The sequence below is a fragment of the Pseudomonas sp. B21-040 genome (assembly GCF_024748695.1).
Taxonomy (GTDB): Bacteria; Pseudomonadota; Gammaproteobacteria; order Pseudomonadales; family Pseudomonadaceae; genus Aquipseudomonas.
Genome location: NZ_CP087176.1, coordinates 2,518,012 through 2,536,576 on the forward strand (window position 1 = coordinate 2,518,012; position 18,565 = coordinate 2,536,576).

General features: G+C 58.4%; 12 protein-coding genes. 9 read left to right on the forward strand and 3 right to left on the reverse strand.

Annotation, left to right across the window (positions count from 1 at the left end; translation table 11 throughout):
- Positions 1-4: 4 nt before the first annotated feature.
- The 5 genes from LOY55_RS11615 (at position 5) to LOY55_RS11635 (ending at position 9,497) form a co-directional block, all read left to right on the forward strand.
- Positions 5-1,783: an acyl-CoA dehydrogenase C-terminal domain-containing protein gene (locus LOY55_RS11615; RefSeq protein ID WP_046028025.1), complete on the forward strand. Its 1,779-nt coding sequence runs from the start codon at positions 5-7 to the stop codon at positions 1,781-1,783.
- A 104-nt stretch (positions 1,784-1,887) separates the two neighbouring features.
- A complete protein-coding gene (locus LOY55_RS11620; RefSeq protein ID WP_109788132.1) occupies positions 1,888-3,537 on the forward strand; it encodes a fatty acid--CoA ligase in 1,650 nt (549 codons plus the stop codon).
- A gap of 262 nt (positions 3,538-3,799) precedes the next feature.
- Positions 3,800-8,467: an RHS repeat protein gene (locus LOY55_RS11625; RefSeq protein ID WP_258667991.1), complete on the forward strand. Its 4,668-nt coding sequence runs from the start codon at positions 3,800-3,802 to the stop codon at positions 8,465-8,467.
- Positions 8,460-8,837 carry a hypothetical protein gene (locus LOY55_RS11630; RefSeq protein WP_223523675.1) on the forward strand — a complete coding sequence of 126 codons (378 nt, stop codon included), beginning with the start codon at positions 8,460-8,462 and terminating at the stop codon, positions 8,835-8,837. Before LOY55_RS11625 ends, LOY55_RS11630 begins: the two co-directional genes overlap by 8 nt.
- A gap of 333 nt (positions 8,838-9,170) precedes the next feature.
- Positions 9,171-9,497, forward strand: a complete 327-nt coding sequence (locus LOY55_RS11635; RefSeq protein ID WP_258667992.1) for a hypothetical protein — start codon at positions 9,171-9,173, stop codon at positions 9,495-9,497.
- A 122-nt stretch (positions 9,498-9,619) separates the two neighbouring features.
- Here LOY55_RS11635 and LOY55_RS11640 read toward each other — a convergent pair whose 3' ends face one another.
- Positions 9,620-10,213 carry a TetR/AcrR family transcriptional regulator gene (locus LOY55_RS11640; protein WP_258667993.1) on the reverse strand — a complete coding sequence of 198 codons (594 nt, stop codon included), beginning with the start codon at positions 10,211-10,213 and terminating at the stop codon, positions 9,620-9,622.
- A gap of 170 nt (positions 10,214-10,383) precedes the next feature.
- Between LOY55_RS11640 and LOY55_RS11645 the strand changes: the two genes are divergently transcribed.
- From LOY55_RS11645 to LOY55_RS11660, 4 genes are all read left to right on the forward strand, one after another.
- Entirely contained in the window at positions 10,384-10,662 is a 279-nt protein-coding gene (locus LOY55_RS11645; RefSeq protein WP_046028022.1) for a LysR family transcriptional regulator, read from the forward strand.
- Between the two features lie 142 nt (positions 10,663-10,804).
- Positions 10,805-12,064, forward strand: coding sequence for a multidrug efflux RND transporter periplasmic adaptor subunit MexE (gene mexE, locus LOY55_RS11650; protein ID WP_223523678.1), 1,260 nt, complete (start codon positions 10,805-10,807; stop codon positions 12,062-12,064).
- A gap of 12 nt (positions 12,065-12,076) precedes the next feature.
- Positions 12,077-15,268 (forward strand): efflux RND transporter permease subunit, encoded by a 3,192-nt coding sequence (locus tag LOY55_RS11655; protein ID WP_223523680.1) that lies wholly within the window; start codon positions 12,077-12,079, stop codon positions 15,266-15,268.
- Positions 15,268-16,686: an efflux transporter outer membrane subunit gene (locus LOY55_RS11660; RefSeq protein WP_046028018.1), complete on the forward strand. Its 1,419-nt coding sequence runs from the start codon at positions 15,268-15,270 to the stop codon at positions 16,684-16,686. The genes LOY55_RS11655 and LOY55_RS11660 overlap by 1 nt, the downstream gene beginning before the upstream one ends.
- A gap of 93 nt (positions 16,687-16,779) precedes the next feature.
- On the opposite strand, the gene LOY55_RS11665 is transcribed toward LOY55_RS11660, so the two are convergent.
- Positions 16,780-16,986: a hypothetical protein gene (locus tag LOY55_RS11665; RefSeq protein WP_046028017.1), complete on the reverse strand. Its 207-nt coding sequence runs from the start codon at positions 16,984-16,986 to the stop codon at positions 16,780-16,782.
- A 234-nt stretch (positions 16,987-17,220) separates the two neighbouring features.
- Complete coding sequence (locus LOY55_RS11670; protein ID WP_109788139.1) at positions 17,221-18,324, reverse strand: hypothetical protein; 1,104 nt, start codon at positions 18,322-18,324, stop codon at positions 17,221-17,223.
- Positions 18,325-18,565: the final 241 nt, after the last annotated feature.

The following is an 18,565-nucleotide window of genomic DNA, read 5'->3' on the forward strand; positions in this document are numbered from 1 at the left end:
AAAGATGTCTGACTACAACGCTCCTCTGCGCGACATGCGCTTCGTACTCAACGAGGTTTTTCAGGTGTCCCGGCTGTGGGCCAGTTTGCCTGGCCTGGCTGAAGTGATCGATGAAGAAACCGCTGCCGCGATCCTCGAAGAGGCCGGCAAAATCAGCGGCGAAGTCATTGCACCCTTGAACCGTGCCAGCGACGAACAGGGTTGCACCTGGAACAACGGCTCGGTCAGCGCACCGGACGGTTTTGCGCAGGCGTACCAGGCATTCGCCGAGGGCGGTTGGGTCGGTGTCGGCGGTGATCCGCACTACGGTGGCATGGGCATGCCCAAGGCCATTTCCGCGCAGGTCGAAGAGATGGTCAACGCGGCCAGCCTGTCGTTCGGCCTGTACCCGATGTTGACCGCCGGCGCGTGCCTGTCGATCAAGGCCCACGCCAGTGAAGAACTGAAAGCGACGTACCTGCCGAACATGTACGCCGGCACCTGGACCGGTTCGATGTGCCTGACCGAGGCCCATGCCGGCACCGATCTGGGCTTGATCCGCACCAAGGCCGAACCTCAGGCCGACGGCAGCTATGCGATCAGCGGCAGCAAGATTTTCATCACCGGTGGCGACCACGACCTGACGGAAAACATCATCCATCTGGTCCTGGCCCGCCTGCCGGATGCACCGGCGGGGCCTAAAGGCATTTCCCTGTTCCTGGTGCCGAAAGTATTGGTCAATGCCGACGGTTCACTGGGCGAAAAAAACGCCCTGTCCTGCGGCTCCATCGAGCACAAGATGGGCATCAAGGCCTCCGCTACCTGCGTCATGAACTTTGACGGCGCGAAAGGCTGGATCGTCGACGCGCCGAACAAAGGCCTGGCTGCGATGTTCACCATGATGAATTACGAACGCCTGGGTGTGGGTATCCAGGGCCTGGCACAGGGTGAGCGCTCGTATCAGAACGCCGTCGCCTATGCCCGTGACCGCCTGCAAAGTCGTGCGCCGACCGGCGCGCAATGCAAAGACAAATCCGCCGACCCGATCATCGTCCACCCGGACGTGCGCCGCATGCTGCTGACCATGAAAGCCTTGAACGAAGGCGGTCGTGCATTCTCGACGTACGTGGCCATGCAACTGGACACCGCCAAGTACAGCGAAGACGAAACGACCCGCAAGCGTGCTGAAGAATTGGTGGCGTTGCTGACGCCGGTGGCCAAGGCGTTTCTCACCGACATGGGCCTGGAGACCACGATTCACGGTCAGCAAGTCTTCGGCGGCCACGGCTACATTCGCGAGTGGGGCCAGGAGCAACTGGTGCGCGACGTGCGCATCACGCAAATCTACGAAGGCACCAACGGCATCCAGTCGCTGGACCTGGCCGGGCGCAAGATCGTCGCCAGCGGCGGGGCGCTCTATCGTCTGTTCGCTTCTGAAATTCGCGACTTCACCGCCAACGCCAGTGCTGACCTTGGCGAGTTCACCAAACCGTTGAACGCCGCGCTGGACACCCTCGACGAATTGACCGAGTGGTTGCTGGACCGGGCGAAAAACAACCCGAACGAAATCGGTGCAGCCTCGGTCGAGTACCTGCATGTGTTCGGCTACACCGCCTACGCCTACATGTGGGCGCTGATGGCCAAGGCCGCCCTGAGCGCGCCTTCCGAGGACGACTTCTACGCGAGCAAGCTCGGCACCGCGCGTTTCTACTTCGCCCGGTTGTTGCCGCGCATCCATTCGTTGAGCGCGTCGGCCCAGGCCGGCAGCGAATGCCTCTACGAACTGGATGCAGAGCAGTTCTGATCGCCATGCCCCCGCGACTTCCGGCCTAGCGCCGGAAGTCGAATGCAACCGTGTGCATCACGGGGCATTGAGCCAACGCTAAAAAGGACCAGGAACCCCCAACCATGATGGCGACAAAAATAATCCCGCCCGCCGACGGCGCCTATGCCTATCCCTTGCTGATCAAACAGCTCTTGCTGTCCGGTGTGCGCTACGAGCCGGGCCGGGAAATCGTGTATGCCGACAAACTGCGCTACAGCTACCAGACGCTCAACAAGCGTATCCGCCGGCTGGCCAATGCCCTGACGGCGGCCGGCGTCAAGGCTGGCGACACCGTGGCATTGCTCGACTGGGACAGCCATCGCTACCTGGAGTGCTTCTTCGCCGTGCCGATGATCGGCGCGGTGCTGCACACGGTGAACATCCGTCTTTCGCCGGACCAGGTGCTCTTCACCATGAACCACGCCGAAGATGATGTGGTGCTGGTGCATGATGATTTCCTGCCGTTGCTGGAGCCGATCCAGGACAAACTCACCACCGTCAAACGCTACGTGCAATTGACGGACGATTCGGCGACCGATACCTCATTACCGGTGTTGGGCGAGTATGAGCACCTGCTGTCCCAGGCCTCAGACCAGTACGACTTCCCCGATTTTGACGAGAACTCGGTGGCGACGCTGTTCTACACCACCGGCACCACCGGCGACCCGAAAGGGGTGTATTTCACCCACCGCCAATTGGTCCTGCACACGTTGAATGCCGTCGCCACGCTGGGCGTTTATCAAGGCCAGCCGCTGCTGCGTTCCGATGACGTGTACATGCCCATCACACCGATGTTTCACGTGCATGCGTGGGGTGTGCCGTATGTCGCGACACTGATGGGCATCAAGCAGGTCTATCCCGGCCGCTACGAACCCAACAGCCTGGTCAAACTCTTCCGCGAAGAAAAGGTCACGTTCTCCCACTGCGTACCGACCATTTTGCAAATGATCCTGAACTGCGAGGCGGCCAAACAGACCCGTTTCGACGGTTGGAAAATGCTCCTGGGCGGCAGCGCGTTGACCCTGGGGATTGCCAGCGAGGCGAGCGCCAAAGGGATTGCGGTGCACTGCGGTTACGGCATGTCGGAAACCTGCCCACTGCTGTGCCTGACTTACCTGCGTGAAGACGACCTTGCGCAATCCACCGAGGAGCAACTGGCCATCCGCATCAAGACCGGGACACCGGTGCCGATGGTCGACCTGAAAATCATCGATGCCAGTGGCAACGACGTTGTCCATGACGGCGAGTCCCTTGGGGAAATCGTGGTCCGCGCGCCCTGGCTGACCCAAGGCTATTTGCATGAGCCCGAAAAGGGCGCCGAGCTGTGGCAGGGCGGTTGGCTGCACACCGGCGACATGGCTTCCATCGACCCGTTGGGCGGGGTGGAAATCAAAGACCGAATCAAGGATGTGATCAAGACCGGGGGCGAGTGGATCAGCTCCCTGGAGCTGGAGAGCCTGATCAGCGAGCACGAGGCGGTGATGTCCGTCGCGGTCGTCGGCATTGTCGATGAACAGTGGGGCGAACGGCCCATGGCGCTGGTGGTGTGCGAACCGGGGCAGTATCTGGATCGTAAAATCCTTGAAGCGCATCTTCAAGGCTTTGTCGAGAGTGGCCGCATCAACAAATGGGCGATCCCCAAGCAGTTCAAGTTCGTGGCTGAAATCCCCAAGACCAGTGTGGGGAAAATCAACAAGAAGCTCATTCGCGAACACGCATTGGCTGAAGGTTGAGGCCACCGGGAGTTGGCTGGACGCGGACTTCCCGGGGTAGTAAATGAACGTGGCGTGAGGGCAACCTCACGCCACGTTTTTGTTTGTGCCTGTCTGGCGTTTTGTGAGGGCGAATTAGAGATTTGCCCTACGGCCATTGCCTACTTCCCTGACTTCTTTCCGGTTTGATCCCCGGCAAAGTCTCGCGCGCCCATTTTCTGCGCGAGGGATTGCTGATGTTCGACCCGATTTTCCACTCCACTTCATACCGTTCGGTGCGTTGATGGCGCACATCGCCCGCATCGAGCAGGAGCTCGACCGTTTTCCGGACACCTTGTCTCTCTACCGTGAACAGCTGAAACGCTGGTATGGTCAAGCGGCAGACCAAGCCAGTCACATTGCTGATTTGCCTTCGCTGATGGGTATGGAACGGATCGTCCGATTCGGCACCACCATCACCACGGTGAGCAGTGGCGACGACGAGTTTTTCTCTACCGTCGTGCAATGCCAGAAGGGCGGAAAGCTAGAAATCGAGAGCAAGTTTGAATCGGTTTATGACGTTCCCGTGGGGAATATTCAGGTCGATGTAATTGCCATGGATGGCGGCAAGATCACACCGGTCAAGCTCGATGAAAATGGCAAAGGGACTTTCACGGGGGAAGCGGGCAAGTTCTATCGCATCCACGTCAACGACGAAGTAACACCGCAGCAAGTCGATGATCTTTTCTCTTCTTACGACGGTCTGACCGCAGAACTGGGGGGCTGGTTACGCAAAGAATGGGAAGGGTTTAAGCCGCAGTGGTCGCAGTCGACTTTTGCGGCTGCCGGGAATGGATTGCTGGCGGGAGGATGGGCCGCGGTCATGGGGGTTTGGGATGGCCTGAGCCTTGTCTTTGACATCCTCAAAAATCCAGGCGCTCACCTTGAAAAGCTTGGCAGCGGTGCGCAGCACCTCATCGATCTGGCGAAGCAATCTCCTGCAGCGATGGAAAAAGCCATGCTGCTGGCCAGTGATGAAGCGGCGCTTTGTCTGCTGTTTCGCGCTGCCAGTCTGTGGTTGTCGGCGTTACCACCCAGTGAAGTGGCAGGTAAGGCGGCAGAGCTGGCCAGCCACGTCATCGTCTCGGTGTTGATCGATATTCTGATTGCTTTGGCGTTGGCCTGTACGGTGATAGGTATACCCATCGCCAAAGCCTATTTAGCATCTCGCGGGCTCAAGTACGGGATGGTGTTGGCCGGTTTCGCGATCCGTTTCATCGAGGCCACCTTCAACATCCTCAACCGCTTCATGAAGTACGTCGACCAGTACAAAGCCGTCGCCGCACGCGGTGTTGCTGGGGGGCTGAAAAAAGGTGGAGTGTTGTTGCGCTGGGATGCCAAACGCAACACCACCCTCAAGCAAAACGAACATCACGACAACGCCCCGGATCAGGCGAAAAACCCCAACGGCGACTCAGCCGATTCTGCCAACAAAACCGCCACCAACAAATGCCCGGTGTCGATGGTCACTGGCGAAGAACTGCTGACCCTCACCGACGGTTCGCTGGACGGCCTCCTGCCGTTCGACTTCACCCGGCTCTATCGCACCAGCGCCGCCGAGCTCGATTGCGGCCTCGGTTTCGGCTGGAGTCATTCCTTATCCCATCGACTGGAAATCGATGGCGACAGCGTCATCTGGATTGACCACGAAAACCGTCGCAGCGCTTTCCCACTGCCGAGCAGCGAGCGTCCGGCCATCCACAACAGCCTGTCGCGTGCGGCGATTTACCTCGGTACTGAACCGCAAGAACTGATCCTCGCCCAGGCCGGCGACGACACGCGCTTTTACCATTTTCACCACGGCCAACTCACGGCGATCAGTGACGCCTACGCCAACCGCTTGCGCATCACCCGCGACCGCCAGGCGCGCATTCAGCGCCTCGACAACGGCGCCGGTCGCGCCTTGCTGTTGCGTTATGAACGCAATCATCTGGTCGCCGTCGACTATCAGGTGTTTGCCCCGACGCAGACCCTCGAAGCGTCCTGGCAGACCGAGCAAACATTGGTCAGTTACACCTACGACGAACGCGCACAGCTTATCGAAGCGACCAACGCCGCCGACGAAAGCGAGCGCTACGACTACGACGACCAGCACGTCATCCTCCAGCGGCAACTGGCCGGCGGGGCGAGTTTTTTCTGGGAGTGGGAGCGCTCCGGCAAGGCGGCACGCTGCATCCGCCACTGGGCCTCGTTCGCGCAGATGGACGCGCGCTATGTCTGGGATGACGCCGGTAGCGTCACCGTCCACAACATCGATGGCAGCGAAGAAGTTTACGTCCACGACGAGCGTGCGCGGCTGGTGCGCAAGGTCGACCTGGACGGTGGCGAACAGCTCAAGGCCTACGACGAGCAAGGGCGGCTGATCGCCGAGCAGGATGCGCTCGGCGCCGTCACCGAATACCGCTATGACGAAGTCGGACGCCTGGTGGCGCTGATTCCGCCAGAAGACGAGCCAACGGCCTACGAGTACCGCAACGGTTTCCTGCATGCGCGCTATCGCGGCCAAGCCATTTGGAAGTACCACCGTAACGCTCAGGGCGACGTCACTGAAGCGACCGACCCCGATGGCCAAACCACCCATTACCACTACGATGCCCAAGGACGTTTGCTGTCGATCCGCTACCCGGACACCAGCCGCCATGTATTCGTCTGGAATGCCTTGGGGCAATTGCTCGAAGAGACCTTGCCGGACGGTGGTCAACGGCGCTTTTCCTACGATGCCTTGGGGCGGCAGCTTACCCGTCAGGACGAACATGGCGCCGTCACGAAGTACCAATGGGACGCCGTCGGTCGACTGATCCAGACGACCCTGCCGACAGGCGCCAGTCGCGCCTATAGCTACAACGCCTACGGAAAAGTCACCGCCGAACGCGACGAACTGGGGCGCGTCACGCGTTACGAGTACGTCGACGATCTGCACCTGGTCAGCCGCCGTCTCAACGCCGATGGCACTCAGCTGAAATATCGCTACGACAACGCGCAGCTGTTACTCACGGAAATCGAGAACGAATCCGGTGAAAAATATCAGCTGGACTACACGCCCAGCGGCCTGATCCGACAGGAAACCGGCTTCGACGGCCAACGCACGGCGTACGCCTACGACCTCAATGGCCACCTGCTGGAGAAAAGCGAGTTCGGCGCTGACGGTTCGCAGCTAATCACCGCTTACGAGCGGGATTCGGCCGGCCGATTGCTGGTGAAAACACTGCCCGACGGCCTCAAGGTCGAGTACCGCTATGACAGCCTCGGCCGGCTGATTAGCGTCGACGACGGCCACGACCACCCGCTGGAATTCGAGTACGACCGACAGGACCGGCTGATCACCGAACATCAGGGCTGGGGCACGCTGCGTTATGCCTACGACGCCTGCGGCCTGCTCACGCGCCTGCGCCTGCCGGACAACAGCAAACTCGACTACCACCACGCCAAGGGCGGTACGCTGACCGCCGTCGACCTCAACGACACGCGGCTCACCAGCCATCAGTTTGCCTTCGGTCGCGAGCAGCGTCGCCAGCAAGGCCAGTTGCTCAGCGAATATGCCTACGACGATCAGGGTCGTTTGCAGGCTCACGCTGTCAGCCAACGGCAGAAATCGCTGTATCGACGCGATTTTGCCTACAGCGCCAACGGCAATCTCGACAGCATTGCCGACACCCGCCACGGCCAGCGCAATTACCAATACGACCCGCTCAACCGCCTGACGGGCGTGCGCCACACTCGCGACGACCCACCGGAAAGCTTCGCCCACGACCCGGCCGGCAACCTGCTGATGCAGGACCGACCCGGCGCCGCCAAAGTGCAGGGCAATCGCCTGCTCCTGCAAGGCGACCGCCACTACGATTACGACGCCTTCGGCAACCTGATCCGCGAACGCCGCGGCACCGGGCAAAAACTCGTCACGGAATACCGCTACGACTGCCAACACCGCTTGATCGGCGTCACCACCCCGGACCGTCGCACCGCCAGCTACCGCTATGACGCCTTCGGCCGCCGCATCGCCAAAACCGTCGACGGCCACACCACCGAATTCTTCTGGCAAGGCGATAACCTCATCGCCGAAAGCAGCCGCGAACACTACCGCAGCTACGTCTACGAACCCGGCAGCTTCCGCCCGCTGGCGATGCTCGACGGCAAAGGCCCACACAAGGCCTGCCCGTTCTACTACCAACTCGACCACCTCGGCACGCCGCAGGAACTGACCGATTTTGGCGGCGAAATCGTCTGGTCGGCGAAGTACAACGCCTACGGCAAAGTCACGCGCCTGGCGTTCGGCGGAGGCGAGCAGCTTGAGCAGCCGCTACGGTTTCAGGGGCAATACTTCGACGCCGAGAGCGGCCTGCACTACAACCGGCATCGGTACTATGATCCGGATGTTGGACGGTACCTGACGCCGGACCCGATCAAGTTGGCGGGTGGGCTGAACCAGTACCAGTACACGCCGAATCCGACGGGATGGGTTGATCCGTTGGGGTTGAGCGGGAACTGCCCGCCACCGAATAAATCTGGGTGTGAGGCGCCGGATGATACGACTGGCGCTAGGGTTGATGAGGGTGAGTCCAAGTTACCTAAGCCAAAAACACGCCCTCAAAACTTTGCTGATGAAGAAAAGCTGATTGGGCACTATGAAAAGCATGGCGCAGAATTTAAGGCTATGAGCAAGGAAGAATATTTACTTATAGCCCGTGACGTTGTGAATCATGGCACCCGTGTGGAGTACGTATACAAAGGCGAAATTCGAGCGGGGTATTTACAGTTGATAGGTAATAATCGAAAAGGCGAGGCAAAATTCGCTTTTGTCGGCACAAACGATAAGCAGGAAATTACGACGTTACACACAAAAAGTGGAAAGGAATTCTGGAAAACTATAAATGGTGATGCTCGCGATAAAGTAGTGAGGCCGGCGAATGACTAAGAAATATGAAGCGATGGTGCTGGCAATAGGCCGAGTGGTTGAGGAGGAGGTCTTATTACTCGTGAAAGGTTTAGAAGTTAAATGCTTCGCAAGCTATTGCCCATCAAAGATTGAAGTGGGTGAGACCTATCAAGTGGAGTTCGAGTTGGTACTTCCCGACAACGATGTTGTCGCTGCGGCAGAGGAGCCACTCCCTACACTCATAGAAATGATAGGTAACGGATTTTCATGCGCGCTTTATGGGTATTTGGATGGGAGCGTGTTTCGATCTTTCGTTGATTTTTCGGATCAGGACATTCACTACGACCATCCTCATCTGAACGGACAATTTGTAAAAATTCAGGTGGATCGAATAGACGTGTCTTTCTGATGGCAATTGCGAAATTTCTGGGCAAGCTCGTCGGAAGTTTCCTTCAACTCGTATCGATTTCCATGAACTGGTGCAGGTCGGCCCTCATCGATAGTCTTTCACCTGTCGCTGCAAATTCAGTGACAGGGTGTGGAAGCCCTTCTATCGTTAGGCGCGTCACGCGCCACCAGTTCGGCGTGTTTTATCGTCTGTGTTTTATGGTGGCTGTGCGCGGGGCGCTTTCGAGTGCGCCGGGTGCCTAACGTCCCGGTCTTCCACACCTGCGTACAGCCGCCACCTATTGCGTGGAAGTGATTTTTGGCGGCTTCTATCCATACGTTAGGACTTAAATCGATGAAAACTCTGACACCCGACCCACCCTACGAAAAACCAATCCCCCACCCCGACAACCGCTTCATGGCCCTCACCGGCAACTGCACCGACATGCCCACGCTGTTCGTCGATACCCACGCGCCGCTCGATGTTTTACACGAAGCCGCCAACTATCGAATTCGCGCCGTCACGCAGGTGCTGGAGAACATTTCGATGCGAGGTTCGGTTGAGTGCGAATCCTTCATCCTCAGCGACTTCGCGTTGCTCTGCGCCATTCCATTGCGCGATGGCTGTGATGTGCTGGATGTAGTGGGGCGGCGATTGCGGGCACGGACCTCTGAGGTTTAGAAATTGAGGATCAGGCTCAACAATCGGGCTGCCTGATCTGGCCTCTTCGCGAGCAGGCTCGCTCCCACAGTTGATCGCATTCCAATGTGGGAGCGAGCCTGCTCGCGATGGCGTCGGAAAATTCAGCGATGCCCTGCAAGCAATGAATCCTCTTTTTCTGGCGCAGGGGCAGACCAAGCACTAACAACCGACTGCAAAAACTGCTGCGACAACTCAGGTTTATCCAGGGCCCTGGCAATGAGCATTGCGCCGGCTATCGATGCCAGGATTCGCAGCGATTCCTTGTACTTCTCCTCATTGTTTTCGCCTTCGACAAGCACCATCAGCGTTTCGATCAAGCGCTCAACACCTTTGGTGAACGAGCTGCTGACCGTGCCGCCGGTTCGGGCGACGTCAGCGGCCAGTGCGGGGATGGGGCAGCCTTCGGTCCAGTTGTCCATGTGGCTTTGCGTCAGGTAGCCCTCAATCAGCGCCGGGATGGATTTAGCGTTTTGCCAATCCTGGATGTTGGACTCGAACGTGCGGCTGACGGCTTCTGAAGCCAGCTGTTCCTTGCCCCCTGGAAACTGTCCGTAGAAGCCGCAGTGGGTCAGGCCGACTGAACGCGACAGTTCGCCGATGCCGATCCCGTCGATGCCTTTTTCCCGGTACAAGCGGGACGCGGCAGTGAGGATCGCCTCTTTGTTGGCTGCTGCCTGGTCTTTCGTGACTTTCATGAACGGCTCCTGTCGCCGAACGGGCCTTGCCAAGGCCACGTGTCGCTGAGATGTTGTTATTTATTATGTTCGTCATATAAGATCGCCGCAATGGCTTTGTCGGTGTCGGCGAATGTCTGGCGACTCCCGAGCCGGTGGCTCATGCCACAACACTCTACGTGGGCTGATCTATGCAACGTAATGATCTTCGCAGTATCGATTTGAATCTGCTGGTGGTTTTCGAAGCGCTCATGCAGGAGCGCAGTGTCAGCCGTGCCGCGAAGAAACTGTCGCTCGGACAACCGGCGGTCAGCGGATCCCTGGTGCGATTGCGAAGGCTGTTCAACGACCCATTGTTTGAGCGCCACGGACGCACCATGGTGCCCACCGCGCGGGCGTTGTGTGCGGCGCAGACGCTGGGGCCAGCGCTGGATTCTGTGTGTCATGCGCTGGCGAATAACAAGGCTTGAACCGGGGTAAGTCTCTTTTTTTGCCTTTAAACATGACGACCATCATTTAAGTTGATACCCAACTTCACTCCGTTCAATTCGTCGATACCTCGCGCGAGGTCGAGAATCCGGAAATTCCTAAACCGTCTGGCGGACACCCCCCATGGAACAGTCACTGAAACCTTTGCGTTATCCCCTTGCTGTGTTGGCTCTGACGGTCCTCACCGCGTGTGATCGAACACCCAACGCCGCTCAGGCTCCGGGAGCGCCGCACGTCACCGTCGCCAAAGTGCTTGAGCAACCCATCACTGAATGGGATGAAGTGACTGCCCGGCTGGAAGCACCGGAAACCGTTGAGGTCCGCCCACGGGTTTCCGGTCAGATCGAACGTGTTGCCTTTACCGACGGTGTGCTGGTGAAGAAAGGCGATTTGCTGTTCCAGATTGACCCGCGTCCGTTCGAACACGAAGTCCATCGTATCGAAGCGCAGCTGCAACAGGCTCGCGCCACGCTGGTTCGCACCGGTAATGAAGCGCAGCGTGGTCAGCGTCTGTTGAGCAGCAACGCCATTTCCGCCGAGCTGGCTGACACCCGCACCACCACCGCGCAAGAAGCCAAGGCCGGTGTCGATGCCATTCAGGCGCAGTTGGACCTTGCACGCCTGAACCTCAGTTTCACCCGCGTCACCGCCCCGATTTCCGGCCGTGTCAGCCGTGCGGAAATCACCGCTGGCAACATCGTGACCGCCGACACCACACCCCTGACCAGCGTGGTCTCCACCGACAAGGTCTATGCCTATTTCGATGCAGACGAACGCCTGTTCCTCAAATACAGCCAGCTCTCGCGCCAAGGGCAACGCAGTCAAACCACCCCCGTATACATGGGCCTGTCCAACGAGGAGGGCAACAGCCACCTCGGACAAATGAGCTTCGTCGACAACCGGGTCAATCCCAAGACCGGCACCATTCGTGGTCGCGCGGTGTTCGACAATGCTGACGGCCAATACACCCCCGGGTTGTATGCCCGGTTGAAACTGGTGGGTAGCGCTGCCTATGCCGGCCTGCTGATCAAGGACGAAGCGGTGGGCACCGACCTGGGCAAGAAGTTCGTGCTGGTGATCGATCAGGACAACAAGGCCGTGTACCGCAGCGTCGATCTTGGGCCGAAGCTCGAAGGTTTGCGCATCGTGCGCAGCGGCTTGCAGAAAGAGGACCGCATCGTCATCAACGGCCTGCAACGGGTTCGCCCTGGCGCTGTGGTCGCCCCGCAGGATGCGCCGATGGCCGATGCGGAAACCGTCGCGACCCTGAACCGTCAACGTCAGGCCATCGAGGCGGGCAATCAACCTGCCGCTCCGTCCTCGATCTCAGACAAATCACCGGCGCTGGTGAAAACGGATGCGTCCGTTTCACCTCGCGGATAAGAGAACACCGCCATGAAATTCTCTCAGTTCTTTATCACGCGGCCGATCTTCGCGGCGGTGCTGTCGCTGCTGATCCTGATCGCCGGGGTGATCTCGCTGTTCCAGCTACCGATCAGCGAATACCCCGAAGTGGTGCCGCCGACGGTGGTCGTGCATGCCAACTACCCGGGGGCCAACCCCAAGGTCATCGGTGAAACCGTTGCGGCGCCGCTCGAACAAGCCATCACCGGCGTCGAGAACATGCTGTACATGTCCTCGCAGTCCACCGCTGACGGCAGACTGACGCTCACTGTGACGTTCGCACTGGGCACTGACCTGGACAATGCTCAGGTCCAGGTACAAAACCGTGTGACCCGCACCGAACCCAAGCTGCCCGAGGAAGTCACACGCATCGGTATCACGGTCGACAAGGCTTCTCCCGAGCTGACTTTGCTGGTGCATCTGGTCTCGCCGGACAAGCGCTACGACATGCTCTACCTGTCCAATTACGCGATCCTCAACGTCAAGGATGAGCTGGCGCGCCTGGAGGGTATTGGTGACGTGAAGATGTTCGGTATCGGCGACTACTCGCTGCGAATCTGGCTTGACCCTCAGAAAACCTCGTCGCGCAATCTCACCGCTATCGATGTGGTCAACGCGGTACGCGAGCAGAACCGTCAGGTCGCGGCCGGGCAACTGGGGTCACCGCCCGCGCCCAATGCCACAAGTTTCCAGATGTCGATCAACTCTCAGGGTCGGTTGGTCACCGAAGAAGAGTTCGAAAACGTCATCGTCCGCGCGGGCAGTAACGGTGAAATTACTCGCCTCAAAGACATCGCCCGGGTCGAGCTTGGTTCCAACCAATACGCGTTGCGCGCCTTCCTCAACAACCAGGAAGCGGTGGCGATGCCGATCTTCCAGCGCCCGGGCTCCAATGCCATCGACATCTCCGACCAGGTGCGGGCGAAGATGGCCGAGTTGAAGAAAAACTTCCCGGAAGGCATGGACTACGAGATCGTCTACGACCCGACCATCTTCGTGCGCAGCTCGATTGAAGCCGTGGTTCATACCCTGTTTGAAGCACTGATCCTCGTGGTGCTGGTGGTGGTTCTGTTCCTGCAAACCTGGCGCGCCTCGATCATTCCACTGGTCGCGGTACCGGTGTCGTTGATCGGCACATTCGCCGTGATGCACTTGCTCGGATTCTCGCTCAACGCCCTGTCGCTGTTCGGTCTGGTACTGGCCATCGGGATCGTCGTCGACGATGCGATCGTGGTGGTGGAGAACGTCGAGCGCAACATCGAGTCGGGGCTTGAACCGATCGAGGCGACCAAAAAAGCCATGGGCGAGGTGACGGGGCCGATCATCGCCACGGCCTTGGTGTTGTGCGCGGTGTTCGTACCGGCAGCGTTTATTTCCGGCTTGACCGGACAGTTCTATAAACAGTTCGCGTTGACCATTGCCATTTCGACGGTGATCTCGGCGTTCAACTCCCTGACCTTGTCGCCCGCATTGGCTGCGGTCCTGCTCAAGGCCCACGGCGCGCCAAAAGACCGTTTCTCCCGGATGCTGGATCGTGTGCTCGGTGGCTGGTTGTTCAAACCGTTCAACCGGTTCTTCGACAAGGCCAGTCACGGCTATGTGGTTGCCGTGGCCAAAATCATCCGCGGCAGCAGTGTGGCCTTGCTGGTTTACGCCGGACTGATCGCGATGACGTACTTGGGCTTCAGCACGACCCCGACCGGTTTCGTGCCGACCCAGGATAAAAAATACCTGGTGACCTTTGCGCAATTGCCAGACGCGGCCAGCCTTGATCGCACCGAGTCGGTGATCCGTCGCATGAGCACCATCGCGATGAACGAGCCGGGTTTCGACAGCGCCGTGGCCTTCCCGGGTTTGTCGATCAACGGTTTCACCAACAGCCCCAACGCCGGTATCGCGTTCATCGGCTTGCGGCCCTTCGATGAACGCAAGGATCCGAGCCTGTCTGCCGGGGCGATTTCTGCTTCATTGAACGCCAAGTTCGGCAGCATCCAGGACGCTTACATTGCGGTGTTTCCGCCACCACCGGTTCAAGGCCTGGGCACTATTGGCGGGTTCCGCCTGCAGATCGAAGACCGGGGCAACCTGGGTTATGACGAGCTGTACAAAGAAACCATGAACATCATCACCAAGAGTCGCAGCGTGCCGGAGCTGGCCAACCTGTTCACCAGCTACACGGTCAATGTGCCGCAAGTCGAGGCGGCCATCGACCGAGAAAAAGCCAAGACCCACGGCGTCGCGATCAGTGAAATTTTCGATACGTTGCAGGTCTATCTCGGGTCGCTGTATGCCAACGACTTCAACCGTTTCGGTCGTACCTATCAGGTCAACGTTCAGGCCGAGCAGCAGTTCCGTCAGGAACCCGAGCAAATCGGTCAGCTGAAAGTGCGCAATGACCGCGGCGAGATGATCCCGTTGGCCACTTTCGTCAACGTCAGCCCGACGTCCGGGCCGGATCGGGTCTCGCACTACAACGGTTTCGTCACCGCGGAAATCAACGGCAGCGCAGCCCCTGGCTACAGCTCCGGTCAGGCGCAAGCCGCGATTGAAAAGCTGCTCAAGGAAGAACTGCCCAATGGCATGACCTACGAGTGGACCGACCTGACCTTCCAGCAGATTTTGTCGGGCAATACGGCGCTGCTGGTGTTCCCGCTCTGCGTGCTGTTGGCGTTCCTGGTACTGGCTGCGTTGTATGAAAGCTGGAGCCTGCCGCTGGCGGTGATCCTGATCGTCCCGATGACCCTGCTGTCGGCGATTGCCGGGGTGATCATTTCCAAGGGCGACAACAACATCTTCACCCAGATCGGCTTGATCGTACTGGTAGGCCTGGCCTGCAAGAACGCGATTCTGATTGTCGAGTTCGCCAAGGACAGACAAGAGCAAGGCATGTCGCCGTTGGAGGCTGTCCTGGATGCTTGCCGCATGCGTCTGCGGCCGATTCTGATGACCTCGTTCGCGTTCATCATGGGGGTGATCCCGCTGGTGACGTCCACCGGTGCCGGTTCGGAAATGCGCCGGGCCATGGGGGTGGCGGTGTTCTCCGGGATGCTCGGTGTGACGTTCTTCGGATTGCTGTTGACCCCGGTTTTCTTTGTCCTGATTCGTCGCTACATCGAGCGCAAAAAAGCGCGCCAAGTCACCCATGTCCACCCGGCAAACGCTTCGAATTCGGAGGCACACTGATGAATGCTTCAACGCTTTTTTTACCCGGTCTTCTGGTCGCTGCGCTCGCCGCCTGCACGGTTGGCCCCGATTACAAAACACCTGACACGGCACCTGCGAATGTCGTCTCGGCACAGACCAGCAACTATGATCAAACTCATTTTGAGACGGTGTGGTGGCGGCAGTTTGACGACCCCACACTCAACCAACTGGTGAGCAAGTCCCTTGAGGGCAACCGCAATCTGCGGGTCGCTTTCGCTCGCTGGAAAGCAGCCCGTGCGATTCGTGATGACATCAGCAACGACAACTTGCCGGTCGTCACCAGCCGCGTGAGCAGCCATCAGGGCAAGGCACAAGTGCCAGGGCAGACCGAAAACCGCGTCAATACCGAGCGTTATGACCTGGGCCTGGACATGGCGTGGGAAGTCGATCTGTTTGGCCGGATCCAGCGTCAACTGGAGTCCAGCGACGCTCAGGAAGACGCCGTGGCCGCCGACCTGTATCAACTTCGCGTGACCATGATTGCCGAGTTGGTCGATGCCTATGGGCAGTTACGGGGCGCGCAACTGCGGGAAAAAATAGCCTTGGCCAACCTCAAAAATCAGCAAGACTCGCGCACGGTGACAGTCAGCCTGCGTGATGCCGGGGTGGGCAATGAACTCGACGTGGTGCGTGCCGATGCCCGGTTGGCTGCTGTCGAGGCGACGGTGCCGCAACTGCAAGCGGAGCAGGTGCGGCAGAAAAACCGCATCGCCACGCTCTTGGGCGAGCGCCCGGATACATTGAGCGTGTCGTTGGAGCCGGCCGACTTGCCAGCGATCGCCAAAGCACTGCCGATTGGCAATCCCGCCGAGTTACTGCGCCGGCGTCCTGATGTCCTTGCCGCCGAGCGCAGACTGGCGTCCGCCACGGCGGATATCGGCGTGGCCACCGCCGATTTGTTCCCTCGGGTCAGCTTGAGCGGGTTTCTCGGTTTCACCGCGAGTCGCGGTTCGCAAATAGGTTCCAGTGCCGCCCGGGCATGGGGACTGGGCCCGAGCATTACCTGGGCGGCCTTTGATCTGGGCAGTGTGCGAGCGCGCATTCGCGGTGCCAATGCCAACGCAGAAGGCGCCTTGGCCACTTATGAGCAGCAAGTGCTGCTGGCGCTGGAAGAATCTGAAAATGCGTTCAGCGACTATGGCAAACGCCAACAACGCTTGCTCTCGTTGATCAAGCAAAGCGAGTCGAGCCGTGCAGCGGCGGACCTGGCGGCGATCCAGTACCAGGAAGGGACGGTGGACTACCTGGTTTTGCTGGATGCACAGCGCGAGCGACTCAATGCCGAGGATGCTCAGGCGCTGGGTGAGACTGAACAGTATCGAGGGATCGTCGCTATCTACAAATCGTTGGGCGGTGGTTGGGACAGCGGTGAAAACAAGGTCGCGCGACTGGATTGAGTGGCCCGACTCCCTGGGCAGTGGCAGGCAAAGGTGAGGGCGCGCGGAGTGGTCACCAACCGGTTGGTGCCACTCCTCGCCAAACAATCACTGTCAGAGCGAGTAACCAGGTGCCTGTCCGAGATGATTGTCCTGAGCGCCAGCAATCAAGTGCATTGGAATGTGAGGTTGTTCTTCCAGGGAGGGGACTTCGAAGCTCCCCACAATTTGAACGTGCCGCTCACTCACCGCGATCGACTCTACTGCCTGTGCTTTTGCCATTCTCGCGTGGTTCGCTGCGATTTCACTGAGGGTTGACACGTTAAATCTCCGGTGACTCACCAAGCGTTTCGCTGGGGTCCTTAAGCGTTAATTGGATGGCCGTTGCGTCAGAATTACGTCGTTTCTGGGATGCCAGATCGGCCTTTGCAAACCCCAAGCCAGAACTCTGGCGCGTTGAGCGCCAGGTTTCCCTATGCGACGAATGGTTGTAAACACTCGGTAACTTGCCCCGACGCGGCTGCAAACGAGGCCTTACTACCCTGTCTCGCACCATCAAAGAGTGACCTCAAAATCAACGATGGCACCTGCGGCAAATACATAGGAGCGGGGAGTGGGGATGTACTCCTCTTTCTCTTCCTTTTTCTTCAGCAACACCCCGGAAGCATCGCAATAAATGACTTCATCGTGCTCGTTTACGCCGCGAATGATGAATGTGTATTCAAAACCCGGATCAACCTCTATGCCGGCAGTCATCGGCACGCGCTCGACATCACGCCAAAAGTACTTCGCGAGACGTTGCAAGACGTTTTGTTGACGAATCACACCCATTAATCGTTGAGGCGTGGTGCCATCGACCACCGGTGTTGATTGTTGTGTAATTTCCACGATTCTTTCCGCAAGATTCCGGTGTACTTTCAAGGCGACCCAAGCCTTGGTCTTTGGCGGCTTCGGCGCGATGTTTTCAGCCTTGCGATTTTGTCGCAAGTTCAGGGCGACCATCAGTGAGTTGACGCTTGCACTACCACCGGCAAGTACGAGTGCCGTCAGGAATCGTGTTTCAAAACTGGATGTTACCTGCGAAATATAGATGTTCATCAGGTCGGCAACGAAGTCGATATTGAAACTTTTAATGATGAGATAAGCAGCAAGAAACATCACGACCGTGCGAACGCCGCGTCCATCAAAGAACTCCAGGAAGACTCGCCAGTTGAACACCACGGCGAATGCCGATTCGAGTATCACTGCCAATATGAGCATTGCAAAAAGAAGCCGCGTTGTCTTGCCGATCAATGCGGGGTCTTGCGCAGTCGGAGTATTGGTAATTTCGAACAGGTTGGTTTTTGACGTTTCGCCTTGCTTAAAAGTGATGGGCACTTCGCCTGTTGAAGGAGGCGGGTTCGCGGCGGTATAGATCAGAACCCAGTAATTGCTGGGTGTGCCTGTGGTGAGTACCCGTGCACCTGCAGGTGCTGTGCCCTCAATTTTGATCTCTTCGTTGCCTTGCGCCACGATGATCGTGGCGCCGGGTTGTACAAACAAGCGGGCGACTTCAGCCTTTGCGGGCATGGCGATCGCCAGCCATGCGAGCAATGACAAGACGATTGCCGACAGCCAGTGATACTTGAAGTTCGTTGCTGTTAAGTGGGTGGTCCACATCGATACTGCTCCTTCTTAGTTGAGGGGGACTCATGCAGCATCGAGCGCTAACCCGGTTCATGCGAACGCTGATGAAAATATAATCGCAAGTGGTGAATTAGCAAATTATGCGCAGGGATATAAACGTCGGTGTAAAGGTAACTTATCACTTGCTTTTCAATAATTTGCTGGTAATAGAACGCATAGCGAAATTTCATATGCCTTTCTTTGACATCAATCACTAAGCGCTCTTGACTGGTAG